Here is a 20,730-nt window from a genome sequence, read left to right as displayed (position 1 = left end):
CTACTGCCGTTATGGCCAAGATCATTGCATTTGATGAAGAGGCACGCCGCGGTCTTGAGCGGGGCCTGAACATCCTCGCCGACGCCGTCAAGGTCACCCTCGGCCCGCGTGGACGCAACGTCGTCCTCGAAAAGAAGTGGGGCGCCCCCACGATCACCAACGATGGTGTTTCCATCGCCAAGGAGATCGAGCTGGACGATCCTTACGAGAAGATCGGCGCCGAGCTGGTCAAGGAAGTTGCCAAGAAGACGGATGACGTCGCCGGCGACGGAACCACCACCGCCACCGTGCTGGCTCAGGCCCTGGTCAAGGAAGGCCTGCGCAACGTCGCGGCCGGCGCTGATCCCCTGTCCCTCAAGCGCGGCATCGAGAAGGCTGTCGAAGCTGTCACCCGCGAGCTCCTGGCCTCCGCCAAGGAAATCGAAACCAAGGAAGAGATTGCCGCCACCGCGTCGATCTCCGCCGGTGACAACGAGATTGGCGCCCTGATTGCCGAGGCCCTGGATAAGGTCGGCAAGGAAGGCGTCATCACCGTCGAGGAGTCGAACACGTTCGGCCTCGAGCTGGAGCTCACCGAAGGCATGCGCTTCGACAAGGGCTACATTTCCGCTTACTTCGTCACCGACGCTGAGCGCCAGGAAACGGTCCTCGAGGATCCTTACATCCTGATCGTCAACTCGAAGATCTCCAACGTCAAGGAACTGGTTGCTGTCCTCGAGAAGGTCATGCAGTCCTCCAAGCCGCTGCTGATCATTGCCGAAGACATTGAGGGCGAGGCCCTGGCCACCCTGATCGTCAACAAGATCCGTGGCACCTTCAAGTCCGTCGCCGTCAAGGCTCCGGGCTTCGGTGACCGCCGCAAGGCGCAGCTCGCCGACATCGCCATCCTCACCGGTGGCCAGGTCATCTCCGAGGAAGTCGGCCTCAAGCTTGAGACCGCCGGACTCGAACTCCTGGGCCGCGCCCGCAAGGTCGTTGTGACCAAGGACGAGACCACCATCGTCGAGGGTGCCGGCGACGCTGACCAGATTTCCGGCCGCGTTTCCCAGATCCGTGCCGAAATCGAGAACTCCGATTCGGATTACGACCGCGAGAAGCTGCAGGAACGCCTGGCCAAGCTGGCCGGCGGCGTTGCAGTCATCAAGGCCGGTGCCGCAACGGAGGTCGAGCTCAAGGAACGCAAGCACCGCATTGAGGACGCTGTCCGCAACGCCAAGGCTGCTGTTGAAGAGGGCATCGTCGCCGGCGGTGGCGTTGCCCTGATCCAGGCCGGTGCCAAGGCATTCGCCAACCTGCAGCTCGAAGGCGACGAGGCAACCGGTGCGAACATCGTCCGCGTTGCCATCGACGCCCCGCTGAAGCAGATCGCCTTCAACGCCGGCCTCGAGCCCGGCGTTGTCGTCGACAAGGTCCGCGGCCTGCCTGCTGGCCACGGCCTGAACGCAGCAACCGGCGAGTACGTCGACCTGCTGGCTGCCGGCATCAACGACCCGGTCAAGGTCACCCGCTCTGCCCTGCAGAACGCGGCGTCCATTGCCGGCCTGTTCCTCACCACCGAGGCCGTTGTGGCCGACAAGCCGGAGAAGAACTCCCCGGCCATGGGTGGCGGCGACGACATGGGCGGCATGGGGGGCATGGGCGGTTTCTAACCACCCGGCTTCCGGCGCTGGCTACTCCAGCGCTGAACGTCCAGTTCAACGACGGCGGTCCCACCTTCGGGTGGGGCCGCCGTCGGCGTTGAAGGCCCGCCCGGTCTGGCAGGATAGTGCAGTGACGATTACAGCAGCAGCCGACGGTTCGGCTTTAGGAAATCCCGGCCCGGCCGGATGGGCCTGGTACGTGAGCGACGACTGCTGGCGGGCCGGGGGATGGCCGCACGGCACCAACAACATGGGCGAGCTCATGGCCGTCCTGGACCTGTTCCGCTCCACCGCGCACCTGCCGGGCGAGGACCTGCACATCCTCTGCGACAGCCAGTACGTCATCAACTCCGTCACCAAGTGGATGCCCGGCTGGAAACGCAAGGGCTGGCGCAAGTCCGACGGCAAGCCCGTCATGAACGTCGAGCTGCTCAAGGAGATCGATCAGGCGCTGGTCGGCCGCAAATACACCTTCGAATGGGTGCGCGGCCACGCCGGGCACGACCTGAACGAGGCCGCGGATGACCGCGCGAGGGCCGCTGCCACGGCATACCAGCAGGGCGTAGCCGTCCGGCAGGGCCCCGGCTTCGGCGCCGCGGCCGAGGCGCCGGCTCCCTCAGCCGGGACCGCTCCCGCAGCCGTTCAGGCCCCGCAGTCAGCGCAGGCCGTACCGGCCCTGTCCGGTCAGCAGCAGCTGTTCGGCGAACCGTCGCTTTTCGATGAACCCGACCTCTTCAGCGAGCTCGACGAGGACATCATGCCTGCCCCGGGCACCGATGCAAGCCCGGAAGCCATCGTCGAGGCACTCGAGCGCGAACTCCTTCTGCCCGGAACCCGCGCCGACCTCGGACGCACCGGTGTGCTGCTGCACCCGGATTTCACCGAGATCGGCAGCTCGGGCCGGATCTGGACCCGCGACGCCGTGATGATGTCCCTCGAAGATCACCCGGGTGCCCCCGTCGAGCTGGAGCTGCTGGGCGCAGACCGGCTAAGCGAGCAGACGGTCCTCCTGACCTACCGCAGCCACGCCCGGTCGGGGACGGCCCTGCGCAGCTCCCTGTGGGTCCACGACGGCGCTCAATGGCGGCTCCGCTTCCACCAGGGCACGCCCGAAGCCTGAGTCCTTCTCCGGCGTTGTGGCGGCCGCTCAGCTGAAACGCTGGGTGTTGTGCAGTTCAGCCTGGGCGTAACTCGCCGCTGCGGAGTTCAGCGCCAGGTTGATCGACGCCAGGGATGCCTCGACCTTTCCCTGGGTCAGGGTCCACTCGGCCACGAGGGCCTGGAAGTTGGTGGCCGCCGAGCCGCGCCACGTGGCCTGCAATTCATCGAGGCCGTGTTTCATGGCCTGGACGTCAGCGCTGATCCGGTCGACGGTGGCCTTGACGTTTGCCGACTTGAGCTGGAGGAGTTCCGTGTCGACGGAGATGATGCTCATGGGATGCCCTTTCTGCGGTGCCTGATCCGGAATCTCCGGACCCTTCGAGCCTAGGCAGGCCGCAGGGGCCCGGGGACCGTGCGGTCCGGCTATGTGGACAAGCTGCGGGGATCCCGGCAGGGTTACTCCCGGTCACCGTCACCGGAGCCGGTGCCCGCCTTCGGACCGTCAGCCTCCGCCTCGTCGAGGAACGGCAGGCTGACCACCAGGGTGGCTCCGCCGCCGTCGGTCTTCGCGACCCGGACGGTGCCGGCATGCGAGCCGACGATGGCCGCGACGATCGCCAGCCCCAGCCCGCTGCCGCCGGTTTCCCGGGTGCGGGAGGTGTCCGCGCGGTAGAACCGCTCAAAGATCCGCGCGGCTTCCTCGTCCGGGACGCCGGGGCCGTGGTCGCGGACCTCGATGACAGACTGCCGGGCACCGTCCGCGGCGGCCCGGACGCCGACGGCCAGTTCGACGGGGGTGCCCTCGGGGGTGTAGCGCAGGGCGTTGCCCACGAGGTTCCCGACAACCTGGCGCAGCTTGGCCTCGTCGCCGAGCACCGGCGCCGGACCGGGGGGACCGCCGTCGAGCCCGGTCAGCGTAATGACGCGGCCGCGGTCGCTGGCCTGGGTGTCCACCACGGCGTCGTTGGCAACCAGCAGCAGGTCGGCGGGCTTTTGCTGGAGCGGCCGCTGCTCATCGATCCTGGCCAGCAGCAGCAGGTCCTCCACCATGGTTCCCATCCGTTTGGCTTCGCTTTCGATCCGCCCCATCGCGGTCGCCACGTCCTCCGGGGTGGACAAGGCCCCGTGCCGGTACAGCTCGGAGAAGCCGCGGATGGTCACAAGCGGGGTGCGCAGTTCGTGGGAGGCATCAGCGGCGAAGCGGCGCATCCGCGCCTCGGAGGCCATCCGGGCGGCAAAGGCCGTCTCGATATGGGCGAGCATGGCATTGAGGGAGCTACCCAGCCGGCCCACCTCGGTGTTGGGGTTTTCGATTTCGACGCGCCGGGAGAGGTCGCCGGCAGCAATCGCTGCGGCGGTCTTTTCGACCCGGGCCAGCGGCCGGAAGGACCGCGAGATGCTCCAGGTGGCGATGAAAAACGCCAGGACCAGGGTCAGCAGCCCGACTCCGACGACCACCAGGACGGCGTGTTCCATCACGGAATCGACCGGCCACAGCGGGAGCCCGATGACCACCACGGAGCTGCGCTGGTTGCTGTCGACGACGTTGAGCGCGACCACCCGCCAGTTGCGTCCGTCCGTGCCGCGGACTTGGAAAGGGGTCTGGGCGAGGTCCGCGACGTCGGCGGCGTTGATGGTGGTGATGTCCGGGTGGAGTTCCTTGTTGCCGCCGAACGGCAACGGGGGCTGTCCCGGGGTGAAGACCATCAGCGAATAGTCGGTGGGGATGCTCTGGTTCTGGTCCTGGAGCTGGCTGAAGGACTGCTGCTGGCGAACCGAGGAGACCGCCGCCCGGAGCTTGTCATCGACCTGCCCCTGCAGATAGCTATGCAGCAGGGTCAGGGTCCCTGCGCCGGTGGCGGTGAGGGCCACCAGCATCAGCGCGGTCATGATGGCGACTAGCTGCGACCGCAGCGACGCCGACTTCCAACGGTTCAGCAGCAAGGTCAGCGCTTCTCGGCCGTCCGCAGGACGTAGCCGACGCCCCGCTTGGTCTGGATCAGGGCAGGGGCGTCCGGATCAATATCCACTTTGCGGCGCAGGTAGGAAATGTAGGACTCGACGATCGAGGCATCCCCGTTGAAGTCGTATTCCCAGACGTGGTCCAGGATCTGGGCCTTGGACAGCACCCGGTTGGGGTTCAGCATGAGGTAGCGCAGGAGCTTGAACTCGGTGGGGGACAGCTCGATCACCGTGCCGCCGCGGCGGACCTCGTGGGCGTCGTCGTCAAGCTCCAGATCATCGACGCGGATGACCGCATCGTCATCCTGCAGCGGCTGCGTGCGGCGCAGCACGGCGCGGATGCGGGCCACCACCTCGTCAAGGCTGAAGGGCTTGGTGACGTAGTCGTCGCCGCCCACGGTCAGGCCCATGACCTTGTCCTCGGTGTCATCCTTGGCGGTGAGGAAGAGGACGGGGAAGTGCTTGCCCGCGGCGCGCAGCCGGCGGGTGACCGTGAAGCCGTCCATATCCGGCAGCATGACGTCCAGGACGGCCAAATCGGGGGAATGCAGTTCGGCCGCCGCCAGGGCCTCGCGCCCGTTGGACGCCGAGACGACCTCAAAGCCGGCAAAGCGCAGGGACGTTGACAGCAGCTCGCGGATGTTCGGTTCATCATCGACGACGAGCAGCTTGGCTTCGGGTCCGTTCTTTTTCATGTTCCCATGATGCTCCCAGAATCTGGGAGTTTTCTGAATGGCAGATGTGTGTCCTGCGGAGCTCTGAGGCAGGCCCGGCCCCGGAGCCGCCCCCGGCGTGAACGGAGGCACTTGCTTCGAAGGCATTCTCCTGCCCCGGGACGCGGGTATGGTTTTTTGCTTCGGTCACTTGCTCGGCGGACGCTCTGAGGTTAGCGTGGGGCGTGCCGGGCCAGTGCGCGTATGAATGCACGTTGGGTGGGGACCGGACGGGATCATCTAGCACGCCTTGGGGTCTCCAAGGCGAAGGAACGTAATGGTGATGACAGCTGACCCGAAAATCCCCTCGCGGCAACTCTTAGCCGGTCGGGGCGTGTATCTCCTGGATGACCACGAGGTCGTAAGGCGTGGCCTGCGCCACCTGCTGGAGTCCGATGGTCTGAGCATCGCCGGAGAGTCAGGGGTTGCGCGCGAAGCGGTCCGTCGGATCTCTGCCCTCCGCCCCGCGTTGGTCATCCTTGACGATGACCTTCCCGACGGTTCCGGTGCCGACGTGTGCCGGGCCATCGCGGCGGCGGACCCGGCCATCCGGTGCCTGCTGATGACCGAAGACGCCGACGAAGCTGTGCTGATCGACTCCATTCTGGCCGGTGCGTGGGGGTGCCTGTCCAAACAGGACGGCAGCAGCGAACAGCTCAGGCTTATCGGCCGCGCTCTGGCCGGGCACACCGCGTACAGTGACCGGTTCCAGGACGCGCTCGTGACCCCGCTCGTCCGGCCCGGACCCCAACGCCTGGATGAGAGACTCCTGACCCTCACGAGACAGGAAATGAATGTCGCCATGGGCCTGGGGAAAGGGCTGACCAACCGGCAGATCAGCCAGGAGATGGTGCTGGCGGAAAGGACCGTGAAGAACCTGACCTCGACAGTGCTGAGGAAACTCGGTATGGCGCGCAGGACAGAGGCCGCCGTGTTCATCACCAAGGCGCTGAATCCGTCGGACGGCACCGTCGGCGGCGGATACCGGTTCAGCCCGTTCCCGGATCTGATAGCGGAGGTCACGGCAGCACTGATGACCTGCATCAGCGAGTCCCGCACCGCCCCACCCACAGACGAACTACGGGCAACCGACGCCCGGCGGCTTGCCGACGCACTAACTGCGACCCGGACCGGTCGGATCAGATCCCGCCCGTTGCCCAGCCGGCCTTAAGAACCTTGGATCCCGCGAACGGCGTTCCCGGGCCCGTAAAGGATGAGACCGCCACCATCCCTGGAAGAGCCCAGGGCGGGGGCATACCTGCAGGGCTCGCACTAGTTCGGGCGTTCGCTGGCGCGGCCGTCCATGCGTGTTCCGTCGGATTACTCAGCTAGTTTGCAGGCGCCGGGACCGGCGATGCGGGGCTGTGGCGGTCCCGTGAGTGTGTCCAATGGCCCCGAGCACCACGGCCGTCAGGCTCTGGGTGCTCATCATGATCTCGCGCTGCCGGCGTGATCCTGTCCCGGAGGTCAGGATCCGCGCCAATTCCGCGGTCACTTGCTCCTCGTCCCCGCTGCCGGCCAGGGCTGGCCGGATATGGGAGAGGAGGATCTGGATCGCTTCTCCGGCCGGGCACGGAGTGCTCAGCAGGGGGTGCAGGAGCGTGCCCTCGACTCCTGATTGACTCGCCTGCCACGCCGCCAGGCGCAGTTGCCCGGCGGACAGGCGGGGTGCAGAAATCCCGGCGCGCCATTCCTGGGCGGCCCGTACCACGAGTGCCCGCACTATCGCGGCAATCGCGGCCGCGTGGGAGGCCTCCATGCAGACGTCGGCAATGCGCACCTCCACCGTCGGGTGGTTCCGGGAGAGCCGTGCGTCGAAGTACACCATGCCTTCGTCGAGGAGTACGCCTGTTGTCAGCAGGGATTGCACGTACCGGTGGTATTCCCGTGCTGATCCGAACCTTTCGCTGGGCCCGGCGGTCGGCCAGCGGTTCCACGCCTGGTAGCGGAAGCTTGAGTATCCGGTGTCGGCACCCTGCCAGAAAGGGGAGTTCGCGCTCAGCGCCAGCAGTACGGGCAACCAGACCCGGATCCGGTCCAGGACCGCCACCCCTTCCTCACCGTCGGTGACACCGACATGGATATGGAAGCCGCAGGTGAGTTGCTCCCGGAGCGTCAACCCGAACTTCGTTGCCATGTTCAGGAAACGGGGCTGCGGTACGAGGGTGGGAGTGGCCGGAACGGGACTGGTGGCCACGGCGACCGCTCGTGCGCCCACGGAGCGGGCCGCCTCGTCAGCAAGCCGCCGGCCCTCGCGGATGCCCGCAATCAGTTCCTGCAGCGTGGAACAGACAGGGCCAACGGCCTCGAGTTGCTCTTGCTGCACCTCCAGAGCCAAAAATGGGCTGCCGCTGGTTTCAGGGCGCTGCGGGGCCTTGGCCAAGCACGTTTCCGCGGCGGGTGCGGGCTGCCCCGTCGTGCCGTCGACGAGCAGGAATTCCTCCTCCACGCCGAACGTCCTTTGAAGCCTGCCGTCAGACCGGTTGGATGGACTTGTCATTGAAGAATTCAAGGCAGCTCCTAACAGGAAGGCCTCCAGCCCTGCCACTGCAGGGCGGCTGCCGGTGAAGCTATGCAGCCCTCTTACGCGAGCCATGATCACGGCCCGCTCGTGCTGCTGATTTCCCCAGAATATCCCCGACGACAGCAAGCGGGAAGGAAAAGTGCATAAGCCGCGGATCTGGGTCTGTGACACGTTCAGCTCGTCCGCGGACGGTGCGATGGTCAGGAAGCGATGCGGGAGGGCAGATTCTTCAGTCGGTGGGGGAGCTGGTGCCGACGTCCCGGGCATCCATGATCCGGTAGGCGTAGCCCTGCTCGGCCAGGAAGCGCTGGCGCTTGGCCGCGAAGTCCTGGTCCAGCGTGTCCCTGGCCACGAGGGAGTAGAAGCGGGCGGAACGGCCGTCCTTCTTGGGACGCAGCAGACGGCCAAGGCGCTGGGCCTCTTCCTGCCGGGAGCCGAAGGACCCGGACACCTGGATCGCGACCGAGGCCTCGGGCAGGTCGATGGAGAAATTGGCGACCTTGGACACCACGAGGGTCTGCACCTCGCCGGCGCGGAAGGCGTCAAAAAGCCGCTGGCGTTCCTTGACCGGGGTGTCGCCCTTGATCACCGGAGCGTTCAGGCGCTCGCCGATCTCATCCAGCTGGTCGATGTACTGGCCGATCACCAGCAGCTGCTCGCCGGCGTGCACGGCCACGAGCTGTTCGACCACGAGGGTCTTGGACTCGGACGTGGCGCACAGCCGGTACTTGTCCGCGTCCTCGGCCATCGCGTAGGCCACACGTTCGTCGCGGGGCAGGTCGATCCGGACCTCGACACAGTCGGCCGGCGCGATATAGCCCTGCGCCTCGATGTCCTTCCACGGTGCGTCGTAGCGTTTCGGGCCGATCAGGCTGAAGACTTCGCCCTCGCGGCCGTCCTCGCGGACCAGCGTGGCGGTGAGGCCGAGCCTGCGGCGGGCTTGCAGGTCCGCCGTCATCCGGAAAATCGGGGCGGGCAGGAGGTGCACCTCGTCGTAGATGATGAGCCCCCAGTCGTTGCCGTCCACCAGCTCCAGATGGGGGTAGAGCCCGCCCCGCTTGGTGGTCAGGACCTGGTACGTGGCGATCGTCACGGGCCGTACTTCCTTGACGGAGCCGGAGTATTCGCCGATCTCCTCCTCGGTGAGGGAGGTCCGCTTAAGCAGCTCGTCCTTCCACTGCCGGGCGGACACGGTGTTGGTGACCAGGATCAGCGTTGTGGTGGAGCTGGTGGCCATCGCGGCGGCACCCACCAGCGTTTTGCCGGCCCCGCAGGGGAGCACGACGACGCCGCTGCCGCCGGCCCAGAAGTTCTCCATCGCCAGCTGCTGGTACGGGCGGAGCTTCCAGCCGGACTCGTCGAGCAGGATGGGGTGCGGGGTGCCGTCGACGTAGCCGGCCAGGTCCTCGGCCGGCCAGCCGATCTTGAGCAGCAACTGCTTGAGCTGCCCGCGCTGGGAGGAGTGCACCACCACGGTCTCGCCGTCGATCCTTGGACCCAGCAAGGGCGCGATCTTCTTGGCGCGGCTGACTTCCTCCAGCACCGGATAGTCCGAGGTGCGCATGACGAGGCCGTGCTGGGGATCTTTTTCGAGCCGCAGCCGGCCGTACCGGGACATCGTCTCTTCGACATCGATCAGCAGGGAATGCGGGACCGGGAAGCGGGAGTACTTCAGCAGCGTGTCCAGCACCTTTTCGGCGTCCAGGCCGGCAGCCCGGGCATTCCAGAGCCCCAGCGGCGTCAGCCGGTAGCTGTGGATGTGTTCGGGGGCGCGTTCCAGCTCGGCGAACGCGGCGATGGCATGGCGTGCCTCGGTGGCTAGTTCGTGGTCCACTTCGAGCAGGATGGTTTTGTCACTCTGGACGATCAGCGGTCCATCGTTCACTGGAGCAATTCCTCTGCGGCTTCTACGTCAATAATCCGGTGGATGGACAGGACGCGCTCGGTTTCCTTGGCCGGGTCGAAGACCCGGACCCGTCCGCCGTTCACAGCTACCGGAACAACCGTTTCCCGCACCGCATTCCCCATGCCGTCGACGACGTTCATCACCACACGCTGTTTGAGCCGGATCGCCTTCAGTAGGGTTTCCAGCCCCAGCTGCGTCGCCTCTTCACTGCCGGGGGCCGCGGCAGGATGCAGCGCCGCGCCGCCGGCGGCGGTCCGTTCGCTGCGCAGCACTGCCAGCTGGGCGTCGACGTCGGCTTCCGGAGGGGCCGTGCGCGGGGCGCTGTAGACCGGCCGGACACTGCCGGGCACTGCAGTGGTGCGGCCCAGCCGGATGCCGCCGGCCTCGGATTCGTCCACCGCCGGGGACAGCCCCAGGCTCCGGAGCAGGTGGGCTGTTTCCCGCGGCGCGGCGTGGGAAACCAGCACGGTGGGGGCGATCCGGACCAGGCCGAGGCCGGAAGCACCGGGCGAGTTGAGCAGTTCCAGGAGGGCCATTTCGTCGTCGCTCTGGATGAAGCTCGTGGCGGATCCCACCCGCAGCCTGGCGTGGCGGGCGGCGGTGTCCTCGATCAGGTACTTCAGCGGTTGCGGGATCGCCGTGGCCGAGTGCAGGCCCAGGAAGTCCAGCATCGCCTGGGCGTCCTGGCCGGCGTCGAGGGCGCGCCGGACCGAGGCGACCGAGAAGCGGTAGATCGTGGCGGGGCCCTGGCCTTCGGCGTCGGCCATGGTGAGCAGTTTCTCGGTCAGGTCCGGCGCGAGGTAGCCGGGCGCCACCGCCGTCAGGTCGGCCTGGAGCAGCACGTGGTTCAACGCCGCCGGCAGGTGTTCGCCCAGGATGCCCATCGCCTCATCGGGCTGTTCGGCGGCGATCGCCGCGCCGATCTGGCTGAGCGCGCCCGAGCCGATGAGGCCGAGCAGTTCGGCCTCGGCCAGGATCCCGCGGATCAGCGAGCTGAAACGCCGCGCCATCCGGGGCTGCGTCCAGTCGGCGCGTTCCAGCACGGCCGCGGCGTTCAGGACCGGGGCCTGCCCGTCGTGGGCCGCGGCCTCCTTAGTCAGTTCGGCCAGGATTTCCAGGATCCGTTTCCGGACCACCGGGGCGTCCGGGCGCTGGGCTTCGGCCGAGAGCGCGTTGATGGTGCTGCCGGCCGCGCCGCGGTGCAGGGCAGGGACCGCGGCCTGGCCGTTGACGGGCTGTCCCACCAGGGACGGCGCGCGTTCGCTGGCGAGCCAGGCGTTGACCAGCCAGAGCCATTGTTCCTGGCGCGGAAGCGTCAGCCACTCCAGCTGCGCCGGCTGGATCCAGGCGGAACAGTCCACGTCCAGGCGGATGAGGCCGGACAGGGCGCACAACTCGGCCAGCACCCCGGCGTCGTGCATCTCGATCCGCAGCCCGTCCGCAAGGCGTTTGAGTTCCCGGACGCCCACGCCGCCGCTGCGCAGCGTGACGAGAGGCTGTTCGCGGACGCTGTAAAGCAGTTCACCGACCAGCCGCAGGGTCTCGGCGATTGCGCCCAGGGCGGCGTTGCGGCGCAGCGCGGCCGAGGTGGATCCCAGCCGCGGCACCGGGGGAGTCGGCGCGAACTTCTCGATGACAAAGCCGCCGCGGAGTGACACCCCGACGCTGTGCGGAAGCTCCACATGGGCGGCGTCCAGCGGCACCAGCAGCCCGCGGGCCAGGAGCCAGTCCACCGGCCCGACGTCGGCGGCCTCGTGCAGCACGGAGGCGCGTCGTTGAGCTTGGGGAACGGCGCCCATGGCCCAGTTCCCGAAGCGAGCGAGCAGCGCCGGAGTGCGTTCCGGGGCGGTGGCCAGGATCTGCCGCAGGGACTCCGGCGTGGCCGTCCAATGCTGGAGCGACAGTGCGGCCTCCATCGGCGTGGCCGCGGGGGAGATGGCCGCGCCGCTGCGGTGCAGTTCCCCGACGAGCTGGACCACCCGCTGCGCGAAGGCCGGCTGGAGCCGCACCAGCTCGGTGTAACTGCGCCCGAGTCCGGCCGGGTAGATCCCGATGACGTCCTTGAGGCTGCCGACCGGCAAGTAATAACGCTGCCTCGATCCCACGGGCGGCGCTGCGCCGGGCGGAGGTTCCGCCCGGTGGACAAGGGCCAGCTCCTGGAGCGAATGCAGCATCTTTTCGATGGAGGTCAGGGTCGCGCCGTTGATCAACTTCTTCAGCATCGGGGCCGAGGCGCTGTGCCCGGTGTCCGTGTTCGTGCACAGGTGCAGGGTTTCCAGGACCTGCATTTCCGGGCGGTTCAGCCGCTCCAGGGCCCGCTGCACGCTGACGCGGCCGCTTGCGCGGGCGGCGAGGGCGGCGAAGTCCGGCACACCCGGGGTGATGAGGTCCGGCCGCGCGGAGAACAAGGCCCGCAGGGAGTCATCGCTGCGTGCCTGCAGTTCCTTGCTCATCGCGCGGATAAGTGACATCAGTGCAAGGCTACCTTTCGTCCGGCTCTCGCGTACGTCGCCTGGCTGCGACGCCGTCGATCACGAGCAAGAGCATAAGCAGGAAAGCCACGGGAAGCCCATAGAGGGCGGTGGAGGTGACCCAGGGGGGCGACACGGCACTGTTAAAGGCCATCGCCATCACGACGCCGACGGCCGCGAGCGACAGCACGGCGGCTGCAGCCGCAACAAACAATAGTGGCCGCCGGAAACGCAGTGGAGTCATGGAGCTAACGCTAACAGTCCGGCCTGTCCCGCGCCCCAAACGACCAAAGTGGGCCGGGCAGGATAACCTTGAAGGAACAGACCAACACGGTCCTGGCAGTCACACCCTGAACCTGCATATCAGTGCGGATGCGGTGACCGCCGGCTGTGTCACCAGCAGAACGAAGAAGGTTGATTACGTGCCTACCGGCAAGGTCAAGTGGTATGACAAGGAAAAGGGCTTCGGATTCCTCGCGGGCGAGGACGGCCAGGAAGTTTTCCTGCCGAAGTCCGCGCTGCCCGAGGGCGTAACCGAGCTGAAGGCCGGCACCCGGGTTGAATTTGGCGTGGCCGACGGCCGCAAGGGCGCCCAGGCCCTGGGCCTGCGCGTGCTGGACAAGACACCGTCCATCGCCAAGGCCAAGCGGCCCAGCGCGAAGGATCTCGCACCGCTGGTCCAGGATCTCGTCTCCGTGCTGGACAACCTGTCCGGAACCCTGTCCGCGGGCAAGTACCCGGAAGGCAACAAGGGCAAGGCGATCGCCGTCGCTCTGCGTAAGGTTGCCGACGAGCTGGACGCGTAGGGCTCTGCGATGACTCCGGAAACTGATCAGACCGCATCCCCCGCCGGGGACAAAACTGCCGCCGCTGCCGGGAACGCCGGGGACAAGAAAGCCGGAACCAAAGAAGGCAGCCAGCCGCGCGCCGGGGTTCCCGTCTGGCGCACCGGGAAGCCCGATGCCTTCCTGGCCGCCGCCGTCGACGTCGCCCGTGCCGCCGTTGAGGGCATCGCCCCCGCTGAACAGATCGGCCGGCACCTCGCGGCCAAGAGTGAGGGCGACCGCCTGGTCACACACCTGTTCGAGTCAAAGCTGGCCGGCTACGGTGGCTGGCAGTGGTACGCCGTGCTCACCCGGAACTCCCGGTCCAAAGTTGTGACGGTCGACGAACTGGGGCTTTTGCCCTCTGAAGACTCGATCCTGGCGCCCGATTGGATCCCGTGGGCCGAACGTGTCCGCCCCGGCGACGAACAGGGCGAGGAAGAACTCGCGGCAGCCGCAGGCGTGGCACCGCCGGAGGACGCCGCCGAAACCGACGCGCCGCTGGACGCGCTCGACGCCGCTACATCCGAGGAGGAAGATTCCGACGAAGCTTCCGAGGACGACGCCGACGACGACGCGCCCGAAGATGACTCTGACGATGCAGACGGCAACGCGGACGGTGCCGGCGATGAGTACGACGCCGACGACGTTGACGACGACGCCAGCGACGACGACGACGACGCCGCCGACGATGTTCCAGGCGTGGCAACCGAAGACGCACCGGACGACGAGTTGCCCGCAGCGCAGGCTGACTAACGGTTGGAACCATCCGGGATGCCGCACAGGGAGGGCTGGACATGATGTCCACCTTCAAGTCCCTGCACATCCTGAACTACCGGATCTGGTTCATCGGCGCGGTGATCTCCAACATCGGGACGTGGATGCAGCGGACGGCCCAGGACTGGCTGGTCTTTGACCACCTGACCGACCACGACGCCAGCGCCATGGGCATCACCATGGCCCTTCAGCTCGGACCCCAGCTCTTCCTCGCCCCCGTGGCCGGGCTGCTGGCCGACCGCTTCAACCGTAAACAGCTGCTCATCCTGACCCAGTCCGCGATGGCGGTGCTGAGTGCCGGGCTGGGCATCCTGGTGGTGTCCGGGGCCGCGCAGCTCTGGCACGTCTACGGTTTCGCGCTGCTGCTTGGCGTTGTGTCCGCCTTCGACGCCCCGGTGCGGCAGACCTTCGTCTCTGAACTGGTCCGCGACGATTACCTGCCCAACGCGGTGGCCCTCAACAGCGCCTCCTTCAACGTGGCCCGCATGATCGGGCCCGCGGTGGCCGGCATCCTCACGGTCGCCGTCGGCCCCGGCTGGGTCTTCCTGATTAACACCCTGACCTTCGTAGCGCTGCTGCTGAGCCTGTGGAAGATTCCCACCGCCTCGCTGCGCCAGCTGCCGCGGGCCGCGGCCGGCAAGGGCCGCATCCGCGAGGGGCTGCGCTATGTGCGGTTCCGGCCGGACATTGTGGTGGTGCTGGTCGCGGTCTTTATCGTCGGGACCCTGGGGCTGAACTTTGTGCTGTTCATCGCGGCCATGGTCGGCACGGAATTCGGTCTTGATGCCGGCGCCTTCGGCCTGATGAATTCCATCATGGCCATCGGCTCCGTCGCCGGTGCCCTGCTGTCCGCGGGCCGCAAGAAGCCCCGGCTGCGGATCATTTTCGGAGCGGCCGGAGCTTTCGGCGTGACCTCCGGCATCGCTGCGCTGGCCCCCAGCTACTTCTGGTTCGGCGCGGCGCTGGTACCGGTGGGGCTTTTCGCCATCACTATGATGACGAGCGCCAACGGCTACGTGCAGACCACGACGGACCCCGTGATGCGCGGCCGGGTGATGGCGCTTTACATGGCGATCTTTATGGGCGGCACGCCTATCGGGGCCCCGTTCGTCGGGTGGGTCGCCAATGTCGCCGGTCCCCGCTGGTCCCTGAGCGTCGCGGCGGCTTCCGGCCTGATCGCGGCCCTGATCGGGCTGGTGTGGATTGTCCGGGCCAGGCAGCTGCGGATCCGGTTCGACCGGCGCGCCCGGGGGCTGCGTCACTTCCGCGTCGTGTCCGCCGGCCCGGGGACCTCAAGCGGCCCCGACGCAGACGGCGCCGCCCGGGATTAACCCGGACGACGCCGTCGCTCGCCGTCAACCGCTGACGTCTTAGCGCCACGCTGGTGTGGAGAGCTACTTCTTCAGCTCGCCCACCACGAAGTCGATGCACTCCAGCAGCGCCGACACATCGTCCGGCTCGATCGCCACGAAGGTCGCGATGCGGAGCTGGTTGCGGCCCAGCTTGCGGTAGGGCTCGGTGTCGACGATGCCGTTGGCGCGGAGCACTTTCGCGATCGCCGCGGCGTCGATGGAGTCGTCGAAGTCGATGGTCGCGATCACGTTGGAGCGTTCCTCAGGCTTCGCCACGAACGGGGTGGCGTACTCCGAGGCCTCGGCCCAGCGGTAGATGCGGCCGGCCGAATCCGCGGTCCGGGCCGCGGCGAAGTCCAGTCCGCCGTTGGCGTTGAGCCACTGCACCTGGGCGTCGAGGGTGACGAGCGTGGCCAGGGCCGGGGTGTTGTAGGTCTGGTTCAGCCGCGAGTTGTCGATTGCCGTCTGGAGGTCCAGGAAGTCCGGGATCCAGCGGCCGCCGGCCTTGATCCGCGCCGCACGTTCCAGCGCCGCCGGGGAGAACAGGCCAAGCCACAGGCCGCCGTCGGAGGCAAAGTTCTTCTGGGGGGCGAAGTAGTAGACGTCCGCTTCGGCGACATCGACATCCAGTCCGCCGGCCGCCGAGGTGGCGTCAACCAGGACCAGGGAGCCTGCGTCGGCGCCAGCCACACGCTGGACCGGAGCGGCAACGCCGGTGGACGTCTCATTCTGCGGCCAGGCGTAAACATCGACGCCGGCCTCGGCCCTGGCCGCCGGGCGGGTGCCGGGTTCGGACTTGATGATGGTGGAGTCCGCTAGGAACGGTGCCTTGTTGGTGGCGGAGGCGAACTTCGAGCCGAACTCGCCAAAGGACAAGTGCTGGGCCTTGTTCTCCACCAGGCCGAAGCTGGCGATGTCCCAGAACGCCGTCGATCCGCCGACGCCCAGGACGACTTCGTAACCTTCGGGGGCGCGGAAGAACTCGCTGAGCCCGTTCCGGACCGATCCCACGAGGTTCTTGACCGGCGCCTGGCGGTGGGAGGTTCCCAGCAGCTGCGACGCCGCGGCGAGGGCTTCCATCTGTTCCGGGCGGACCTTGGACGGTCCGGCGCCGAACCGGCCGTCCTTGGGCAGGAGGTTTGCGGGAATCGTAATGCTGGTGTCGCTCACAGTGGCTCCAATTTTCGGCTGGTACAAAAAGTGTGGCTCGGGAGGTGGCCCGGCAGCGTGGCTGCAGCGGAGCCTTGCGTTTCATTCTGCCTGACTGCCCGGCGCGGGAGGCAAAAGAGCCCGTCATAGTCCGGTCACTGAGATTATCCGGAGTAATTCAAAATAGGCTAAGCTGGCCTGCGAACGTACGGCGGACCCCGCCAGGGCGCCTGCGGCACGCGGTACGGTGGGAATACGCAAGGACGGCGCTCGAGGAGCTGAGCTGAATGACGGATCTGATCGATACAACCGAGATGTATCTTCGGACCATTCTGGAACTTGAAGAAGAAAACATCGTCGCCCTCCGCGCCCGCATCGCCGAGCGGCTGCGCCACTCCGGCCCCACCGTTTCCCAGACCATCGGCCGGATGGAACGTGACGGGCTGGTGGTTGTTTCCGGCGACCGCCACCTGGAGCTGACGGAAACAGGCCGGAAACGTGCCATCGAAGTCATGCGCAAGCACCGCCTGGCCGAGCGGCTGCTGGCCGACGTGATCGGGCTCGACTGGGCCTACGTCCATGAGGAAGCCTGCCGCTGGGAACACGTCATGAGTGAGCGGGTGGAGCGGCGGATCTTCGAACTGCTGAACCATCCCACCGTTTCTCCCTATGGCAACCCGATTCCCGGCCTCGCGGAGCTGGGCGGACTGCCTTCCCAGCCCTATGCCGACGGCGTCGTGAACCTGCTGGAGGCCATGGCCGGCTACGGTCCGGATTCCCGGATCCGGGTCAGCCGGCTCGCCGAGCCCATCCAGGTCGAACCGGAACTGCTCGTCCAGCTTGATGAGGGCGGCATCCGCCCCGGCGCACTGGTGTCGCTGGAGCGGGTCGGGGAATACATCTCGGTACGGGTGCCCGACATCGAGGGCGCTTTGGAGCTCCCGCCCGAGGTGGCGGCGCACGTCTTTGTTACCGTCAGTTAACAGCCGCTAACCGGGCCACTCGTGGGACCTCCCATGAGATGTGCACAGGTCGATAACGGATTTATCACTGGACGGCTTAATCGCCTATAGTTGAGCACTAGTACCGATACCAAAGCGTTATCTGATCCGAAGCCGAGCTCTGCCAGCGGATCAGTCGCAGGATCACCTTCTGGCAGGGGCGGGGGAACCACTTCCGGCTGTTCAACAGCCTTGGGGTGAAGTCCGTCAGCGGCAAGCACACTCGACCGAGGACCTCCTTTGATGCCTCTGTGCTGGATGCTTGCCACGGCGGACCGGGTCATTGATCTCTCTGACCCGAATCCGACAGCTAACTCCGCAGGCTCTCCAGAGAGGAACCGTTTTTGACCACCCAGATCGTCAGGGGCCGCCGTCGCGCGACCGGTCCCGCACCGGAGCCGCGTCCGGCCGTCGCCGTCCCGGCAGACCGCCCCCGTGACGCGCACCGCGACGAACGCAGAGGCCGCCGCAGCCCGTTCCGCCAGGTAACGGACTTCGCCGCCGCCAGTGGCGTGGGGCAAAAGGCCGGCATCGCACTGGCCGCCACGGGACTGGTCCTCACCGTCACCGTCCCGGCCACGGGCCCCGTGATGGCCACGGACGCCGGGTCAGCCGCCGGATCCATCTCTGCCGCAGTCCAGCCGGACGTCACCGCTGCCGAGGCCAAAATTGATTTCAACCGCACCGCCGTCACCACCCAGAGTGACCCGGACGGCAAGCTCAAGCAGCTGTTGAGCGCCCAGTCGGTCGACTCCATCACCCGCGCAGCCTCGTCGGGCAGCCTCGGGGCGCCCCTGGGCGAACTGAAGACGGCGTCGCCCTTCGGATACCGCGTCAGCCCGATCACCGGCGGCTCCGGGGAGTTCCACCGCGGCCAGGACTATTCTGCCCAGTGCGGCACTGCCGTCCTTGCGGCCGCCAGCGGCACGGTGACCTTCACGGGATGGCATCCCTACGGCGGCGGAAACCGTGTGGTGATCGACCACGGCAACGGCCTGGAGACCACCTACAACCACTTGTCCTCCGCCAGCGTCAAGGTGGGCCAGCAGGTCTCCCGCGGCGCTGCCGTGGCGATGAGCGGCACCACTGGCGCCTCCACGGGCTGCCACCTTCACTTCGAGGTCATGGTCAACGGCGAAGTCGTCGACCCGACCGGCTGGCTCTAACAGAGCTGATGGGACACTCTCGCATTCTTATGACACGCCGTGATCTGAATGTGACATTGTGCCCCAACTGCTGTACCGTATGACCTACGCCAACTTTTCCGAAGTTGGCGCTCTTGAGTGGATTGCCTAGCTCTGCCACCGCTCAAGGTCCGTTCGCATGACATCGTCTGGCAGGGGCGGGGGAACCAATTTTGGCCTTCGAAAGAAGGCCTTGGGGTTAAGTCGCAAAGCTTCCCAGGAAGCAGCGCGGCCGGGTGACTCCCATCCGAATCCGACAGCTCACCTCGTAGGCATTGGGAGAGGCTACTTTCGTGTCTTCACGCCACAATGCTGCGCGTCACCGCGCTTGCGCGGCTCTTACGAGCCCGCTGAAATCCAACCTCCGCAGTGCCCTTTCTGGCGCCCGGAATGGATCTCACGCCGCCGTCTCAATCTCTGCTGAGTCCGGCCCGCAGGCCATGCACCTGCAAGCAGTTCCCGCTTTTGGCGCGTCTTCGCAGTACACCCTTCGCTAAGTAACCCATTTCGGGGCGATCCGGCGTACCCCCAAGATGCCGGAGCGTCCTCAGCCTGCGCCCAAAAAGCGCGGACCCAGGATCACGAAAGAGAGAACTTAATGACTACTCGTGCAAACGCACGGCACCGCGCCGAGGTCACCAAGACCAACTCGCTGGCCGTCATTGCCAAGGCCGTCGGCGACAACGCCGGTGGCGTGGGTCGCCAGGCCGCAGTTATCGCTGCAGCCTCCGGCCTCGTCCTGACCAGCGGTATCGCAGCCAACGCTGCTGAGGCCAACGTTCAGCGCGAGTCCACCTCCGCTTCCACCCTCGAAGTCCAGTCGGCCGCCCCGGCGACCATCTCGGCTGCTTCGACCATCGCCATCTCCTTCGAGAAGCCGGCCGTCACCACCACGCCGGCTCCCGTCGTGGAGGCCCCGAAGCCCGTTGTGAAGGTCCAGGAGACCCCCGCAGCTGCCAACACGGCTAAGACCGCCAGCACCAAGGTCGCCGCCGCCGCAGCCCCGGCTGCCAGCACCGCGGCTCCGGCTGCCAGCACCGCGGCTCCGGCCGTCGCCAGCGGCATGGGCGCCACGATCGCCGCTGCCGCCTACGCCCAGCTCGGCGTCGGCCAGGACTGCACCCGCCTTGCTACGAACTCGCTGGCTGCTGCGGGCATCAACTACCACGGCTGGCCGGCAGGTTACCTGTCCCTCGGCCGCACCGTGAGCGCCGCCGCGGCACTGCCGGGCGACCTCGCCTACTACCAGAACGGCGGATCGGGCATGGCCCACATCGCTGTTTACGTCGGCAACGGCCGAGCCGTCCACGGCGGCTGGAACGGTGGAACCACTTCCCTGCAGAGCGTCAACGTCGGCTCCGGCCCCGTCTTCATCCGCGTCGGCGGCTAAGTAAGAACTGTTCGCAACGCAAAGGACCCCTGCCATTCGGCAGGGGTCCTTTGCGTTGCCAGGACGTGAACTTCAGCGGACACGGGCCGGGCGGGCAAAAAAAGATTCGGTGAATTGGCATGTCCATGTTTACTCTTGTTTTGTCGATCCATAGCCCGACCATGCAGAGGGCAGCCGGCCCTCGTGCCCCTGGCGGGTGCGGCCGTGAAGAGGTATGCGGATGCGCACACTCGTTCTGAATGCTGGATATGAACCGCTGGCGGTTGTGACCTTCCGCCGGGCGCTCGTCCTTGTGCTGACTGGAAAGGCCAGCGTTGTGGCGGAAGGCGACGATCCCGTCGTCGGGCCGCAGGACGTCCTGGGTCGGCCCTCGGTGATTCTCTTGCATCGCTACATCAGGCCCCGGTACAACACCGTGACGGCGGTGAGCCGCCGCGGGGTGCTCCGCCGGGACGGACACCGCTGCGGGTATTGCGGCAAAGCCGCCCACACCATCGATCATGTCCAGCCCAAATCCAGGGGTGGTGCGGATTCCTGGGAAAACCTCGTCGCGGCCTGCCTGCGGTGCAACAACGCCAAAGGCGACCACACCCCCGGGGAAATGGGGTGGAAACTCAACTTCAGCCCCGCGCCGCCCAAGGGCACGACCTGGCAGATCAAGGAGCTGGAGAAGCCGACGCCGGCCTGGGACCCGTTCCTGTTGCCGGAATCCGCTGCCTGATACGGTGTGCCCCGG

The 20,730-nt window shown here is 67.0% G+C and carries 18 protein-coding genes and 2 riboswitches; of the genes, 10 read left to right on the top strand and 8 right to left on the bottom strand.

Annotated features, from left to right (window positions below; genetic code table 11):
- Positions 1 to 11: 11 nt before the first annotated feature.
- Positions 12 to 1,649: a chaperonin GroEL gene (groL, locus tag ACZYZ5_RS06305; RefSeq protein ID WP_463900120.1), complete on the top strand. Its 1,638-nt coding sequence runs from the start codon at positions 12 to 14 to the stop codon at positions 1,647 to 1,649.
- A gap of 121 nt (positions 1,650 to 1,770) precedes the next feature.
- Positions 1,771 to 2,760 (top strand): RNase H family protein, encoded by a 990-nt coding sequence (locus ACZYZ5_RS06300; protein ID WP_463900119.1) that lies wholly within the window; start codon positions 1,771 to 1,773, stop codon positions 2,758 to 2,760.
- 27 nt (positions 2,761 to 2,787) lie between these two features.
- Here ACZYZ5_RS06300 and ACZYZ5_RS06295 read toward each other — a convergent pair whose 3' ends face one another.
- From ACZYZ5_RS06295 to ACZYZ5_RS06285, 3 genes are all read right to left on the bottom strand, one after another.
- Positions 2,788 to 3,075 carry a WXG100 family type VII secretion target gene (locus ACZYZ5_RS06295; protein WP_282382014.1) on the bottom strand — a complete coding sequence of 96 codons (288 nt, stop codon included), beginning with the start codon at positions 3,073 to 3,075 and terminating at the stop codon, positions 2,788 to 2,790.
- Positions 3,076 to 3,197: 122 nt separating this feature from the next.
- Positions 3,198 to 4,682, bottom strand: a complete 1,485-nt coding sequence (locus ACZYZ5_RS06290; protein ID WP_463900195.1) for a sensor histidine kinase — start codon at positions 4,680 to 4,682, stop codon at positions 3,198 to 3,200.
- A 5-nt stretch (positions 4,683 to 4,687) separates the two neighbouring features.
- A complete protein-coding gene (locus ACZYZ5_RS06285; protein WP_463900117.1) occupies positions 4,688 to 5,398 on the bottom strand; it encodes a response regulator transcription factor in 711 nt (236 codons plus the stop codon).
- A gap of 295 nt (positions 5,399 to 5,693) precedes the next feature.
- Between ACZYZ5_RS06285 and ACZYZ5_RS06280 the strand changes: the two genes are divergently transcribed.
- A complete protein-coding gene (locus ACZYZ5_RS06280) occupies positions 5,694 to 6,587 on the top strand; it encodes a response regulator (RefSeq protein ID WP_463900116.1) in 894 nt (297 codons plus the stop codon).
- Positions 6,588 to 6,740: 153 nt separating this feature from the next.
- Here ACZYZ5_RS06280 and ACZYZ5_RS06275 read toward each other — a convergent pair whose 3' ends face one another.
- The 4 genes from ACZYZ5_RS06275 to ACZYZ5_RS06260 form a co-directional block, all read right to left on the bottom strand.
- A complete protein-coding gene (locus ACZYZ5_RS06275) occupies positions 6,741 to 7,865 on the bottom strand; it encodes a glutamate--cysteine ligase (RefSeq protein WP_463900114.1) in 1,125 nt (374 codons plus the stop codon).
- A 304-nt stretch (positions 7,866 to 8,169) separates the two neighbouring features.
- The gene (locus ACZYZ5_RS06270; RefSeq protein ID WP_463900113.1) at positions 8,170 to 9,825 is read right to left on the bottom strand and encodes a DNA repair helicase XPB; all 1,656 of its coding nucleotides are present in this window, start codon (positions 9,823 to 9,825) and stop codon (positions 8,170 to 8,172) included.
- Entirely contained in the window at positions 9,822 to 12,317 is a 2,496-nt protein-coding gene (locus ACZYZ5_RS06265; protein ID WP_463900110.1) for a helicase-associated domain-containing protein, read from the bottom strand. The genes ACZYZ5_RS06270 and ACZYZ5_RS06265 overlap by 4 nt, the downstream gene beginning before the upstream one ends.
- 10 nt (positions 12,318 to 12,327) lie before the next feature.
- Entirely contained in the window at positions 12,328 to 12,561 is a 234-nt protein-coding gene (locus ACZYZ5_RS06260) for a hypothetical protein (RefSeq protein ID WP_463900107.1), read from the bottom strand.
- 178 nt (positions 12,562 to 12,739) lie between these two features.
- Between ACZYZ5_RS06260 and ACZYZ5_RS06255 the strand changes: the two genes are divergently transcribed.
- Genes ACZYZ5_RS06255 through ACZYZ5_RS06245 form a run of 3 tightly spaced genes read left to right on the top strand, consistent with a single transcriptional unit; the run spans position 12,740 to position 15,249 of the window.
- Entirely contained in the window at positions 12,740 to 13,123 is a 384-nt protein-coding gene (locus tag ACZYZ5_RS06255; RefSeq protein ID WP_024366560.1) for a cold-shock protein, read from the top strand.
- Between the two features lie 9 nt (positions 13,124 to 13,132).
- Complete coding sequence (locus ACZYZ5_RS06250) at positions 13,133 to 13,897, top strand: DUF3027 domain-containing protein (RefSeq protein WP_463900106.1); 765 nt, start codon at positions 13,133 to 13,135, stop codon at positions 13,895 to 13,897.
- A gap of 44 nt (positions 13,898 to 13,941) precedes the next feature.
- Entirely contained in the window at positions 13,942 to 15,249 is a 1,308-nt protein-coding gene (locus ACZYZ5_RS06245) for an MFS transporter (protein WP_463900192.1), read from the top strand.
- 63 nt (positions 15,250 to 15,312) lie between these two features.
- Here ACZYZ5_RS06245 and serC read toward each other — a convergent pair whose 3' ends face one another.
- Positions 15,313 to 16,440, bottom strand: coding sequence for a phosphoserine transaminase (gene serC, locus ACZYZ5_RS06240; RefSeq protein ID WP_463900104.1), 1,128 nt, complete (start codon positions 16,438 to 16,440; stop codon positions 15,313 to 15,315).
- A 266-nt stretch (positions 16,441 to 16,706) separates the two neighbouring features.
- Here serC and ACZYZ5_RS06235 point away from each other — a divergent pair, with 266 nt between their 5' ends.
- The 4 genes from ACZYZ5_RS06235 (at position 16,707) to ACZYZ5_RS06220 (ending at position 20,715) form a co-directional block, all read left to right on the top strand.
- On the top strand, positions 16,707 to 17,402 hold the full coding sequence (locus ACZYZ5_RS06235; protein ID WP_463900102.1) for an iron-dependent transcriptional repressor DtxR: 696 nt from the start codon (positions 16,707 to 16,709) through the stop codon (positions 17,400 to 17,402).
- A 145-nt stretch (positions 17,403 to 17,547) separates the two neighbouring features.
- Positions 17,548 to 17,760: riboswitch (cyclic di-AMP (ydaO/yuaA leader) on the top strand.
- Positions 17,761 to 17,764: 4 nt separating this feature from the next.
- Entirely contained in the window at positions 17,765 to 18,586 is an 822-nt protein-coding gene (locus ACZYZ5_RS06230) for a M23 family metallopeptidase (protein ID WP_463900099.1), read from the top strand.
- A gap of 148 nt (positions 18,587 to 18,734) precedes the next feature.
- A riboswitch (cyclic di-AMP (ydaO/yuaA leader) is annotated at positions 18,735 to 18,893 on the top strand.
- A 309-nt stretch (positions 18,894 to 19,202) separates the two neighbouring features.
- Positions 19,203 to 19,994, top strand: a complete 792-nt coding sequence (locus ACZYZ5_RS06225) for an NlpC/P60 family protein (RefSeq protein ID WP_463900096.1) — start codon at positions 19,203 to 19,205, stop codon at positions 19,992 to 19,994.
- A 220-nt stretch (positions 19,995 to 20,214) separates the two neighbouring features.
- Positions 20,215 to 20,715: an HNH endonuclease gene (locus ACZYZ5_RS06220; RefSeq protein WP_463900094.1), complete on the top strand. Its 501-nt coding sequence runs from the start codon at positions 20,215 to 20,217 to the stop codon at positions 20,713 to 20,715.
- Positions 20,716 to 20,730 lie beyond the last annotated feature (15 nt).

It is taken from the genome of Pseudarthrobacter ribosi (assembly GCF_055412865.1).
Note: the sequence above shows the minus strand (reverse complement) of the source record. Positions and strands in the feature narration are given on the sequence as shown.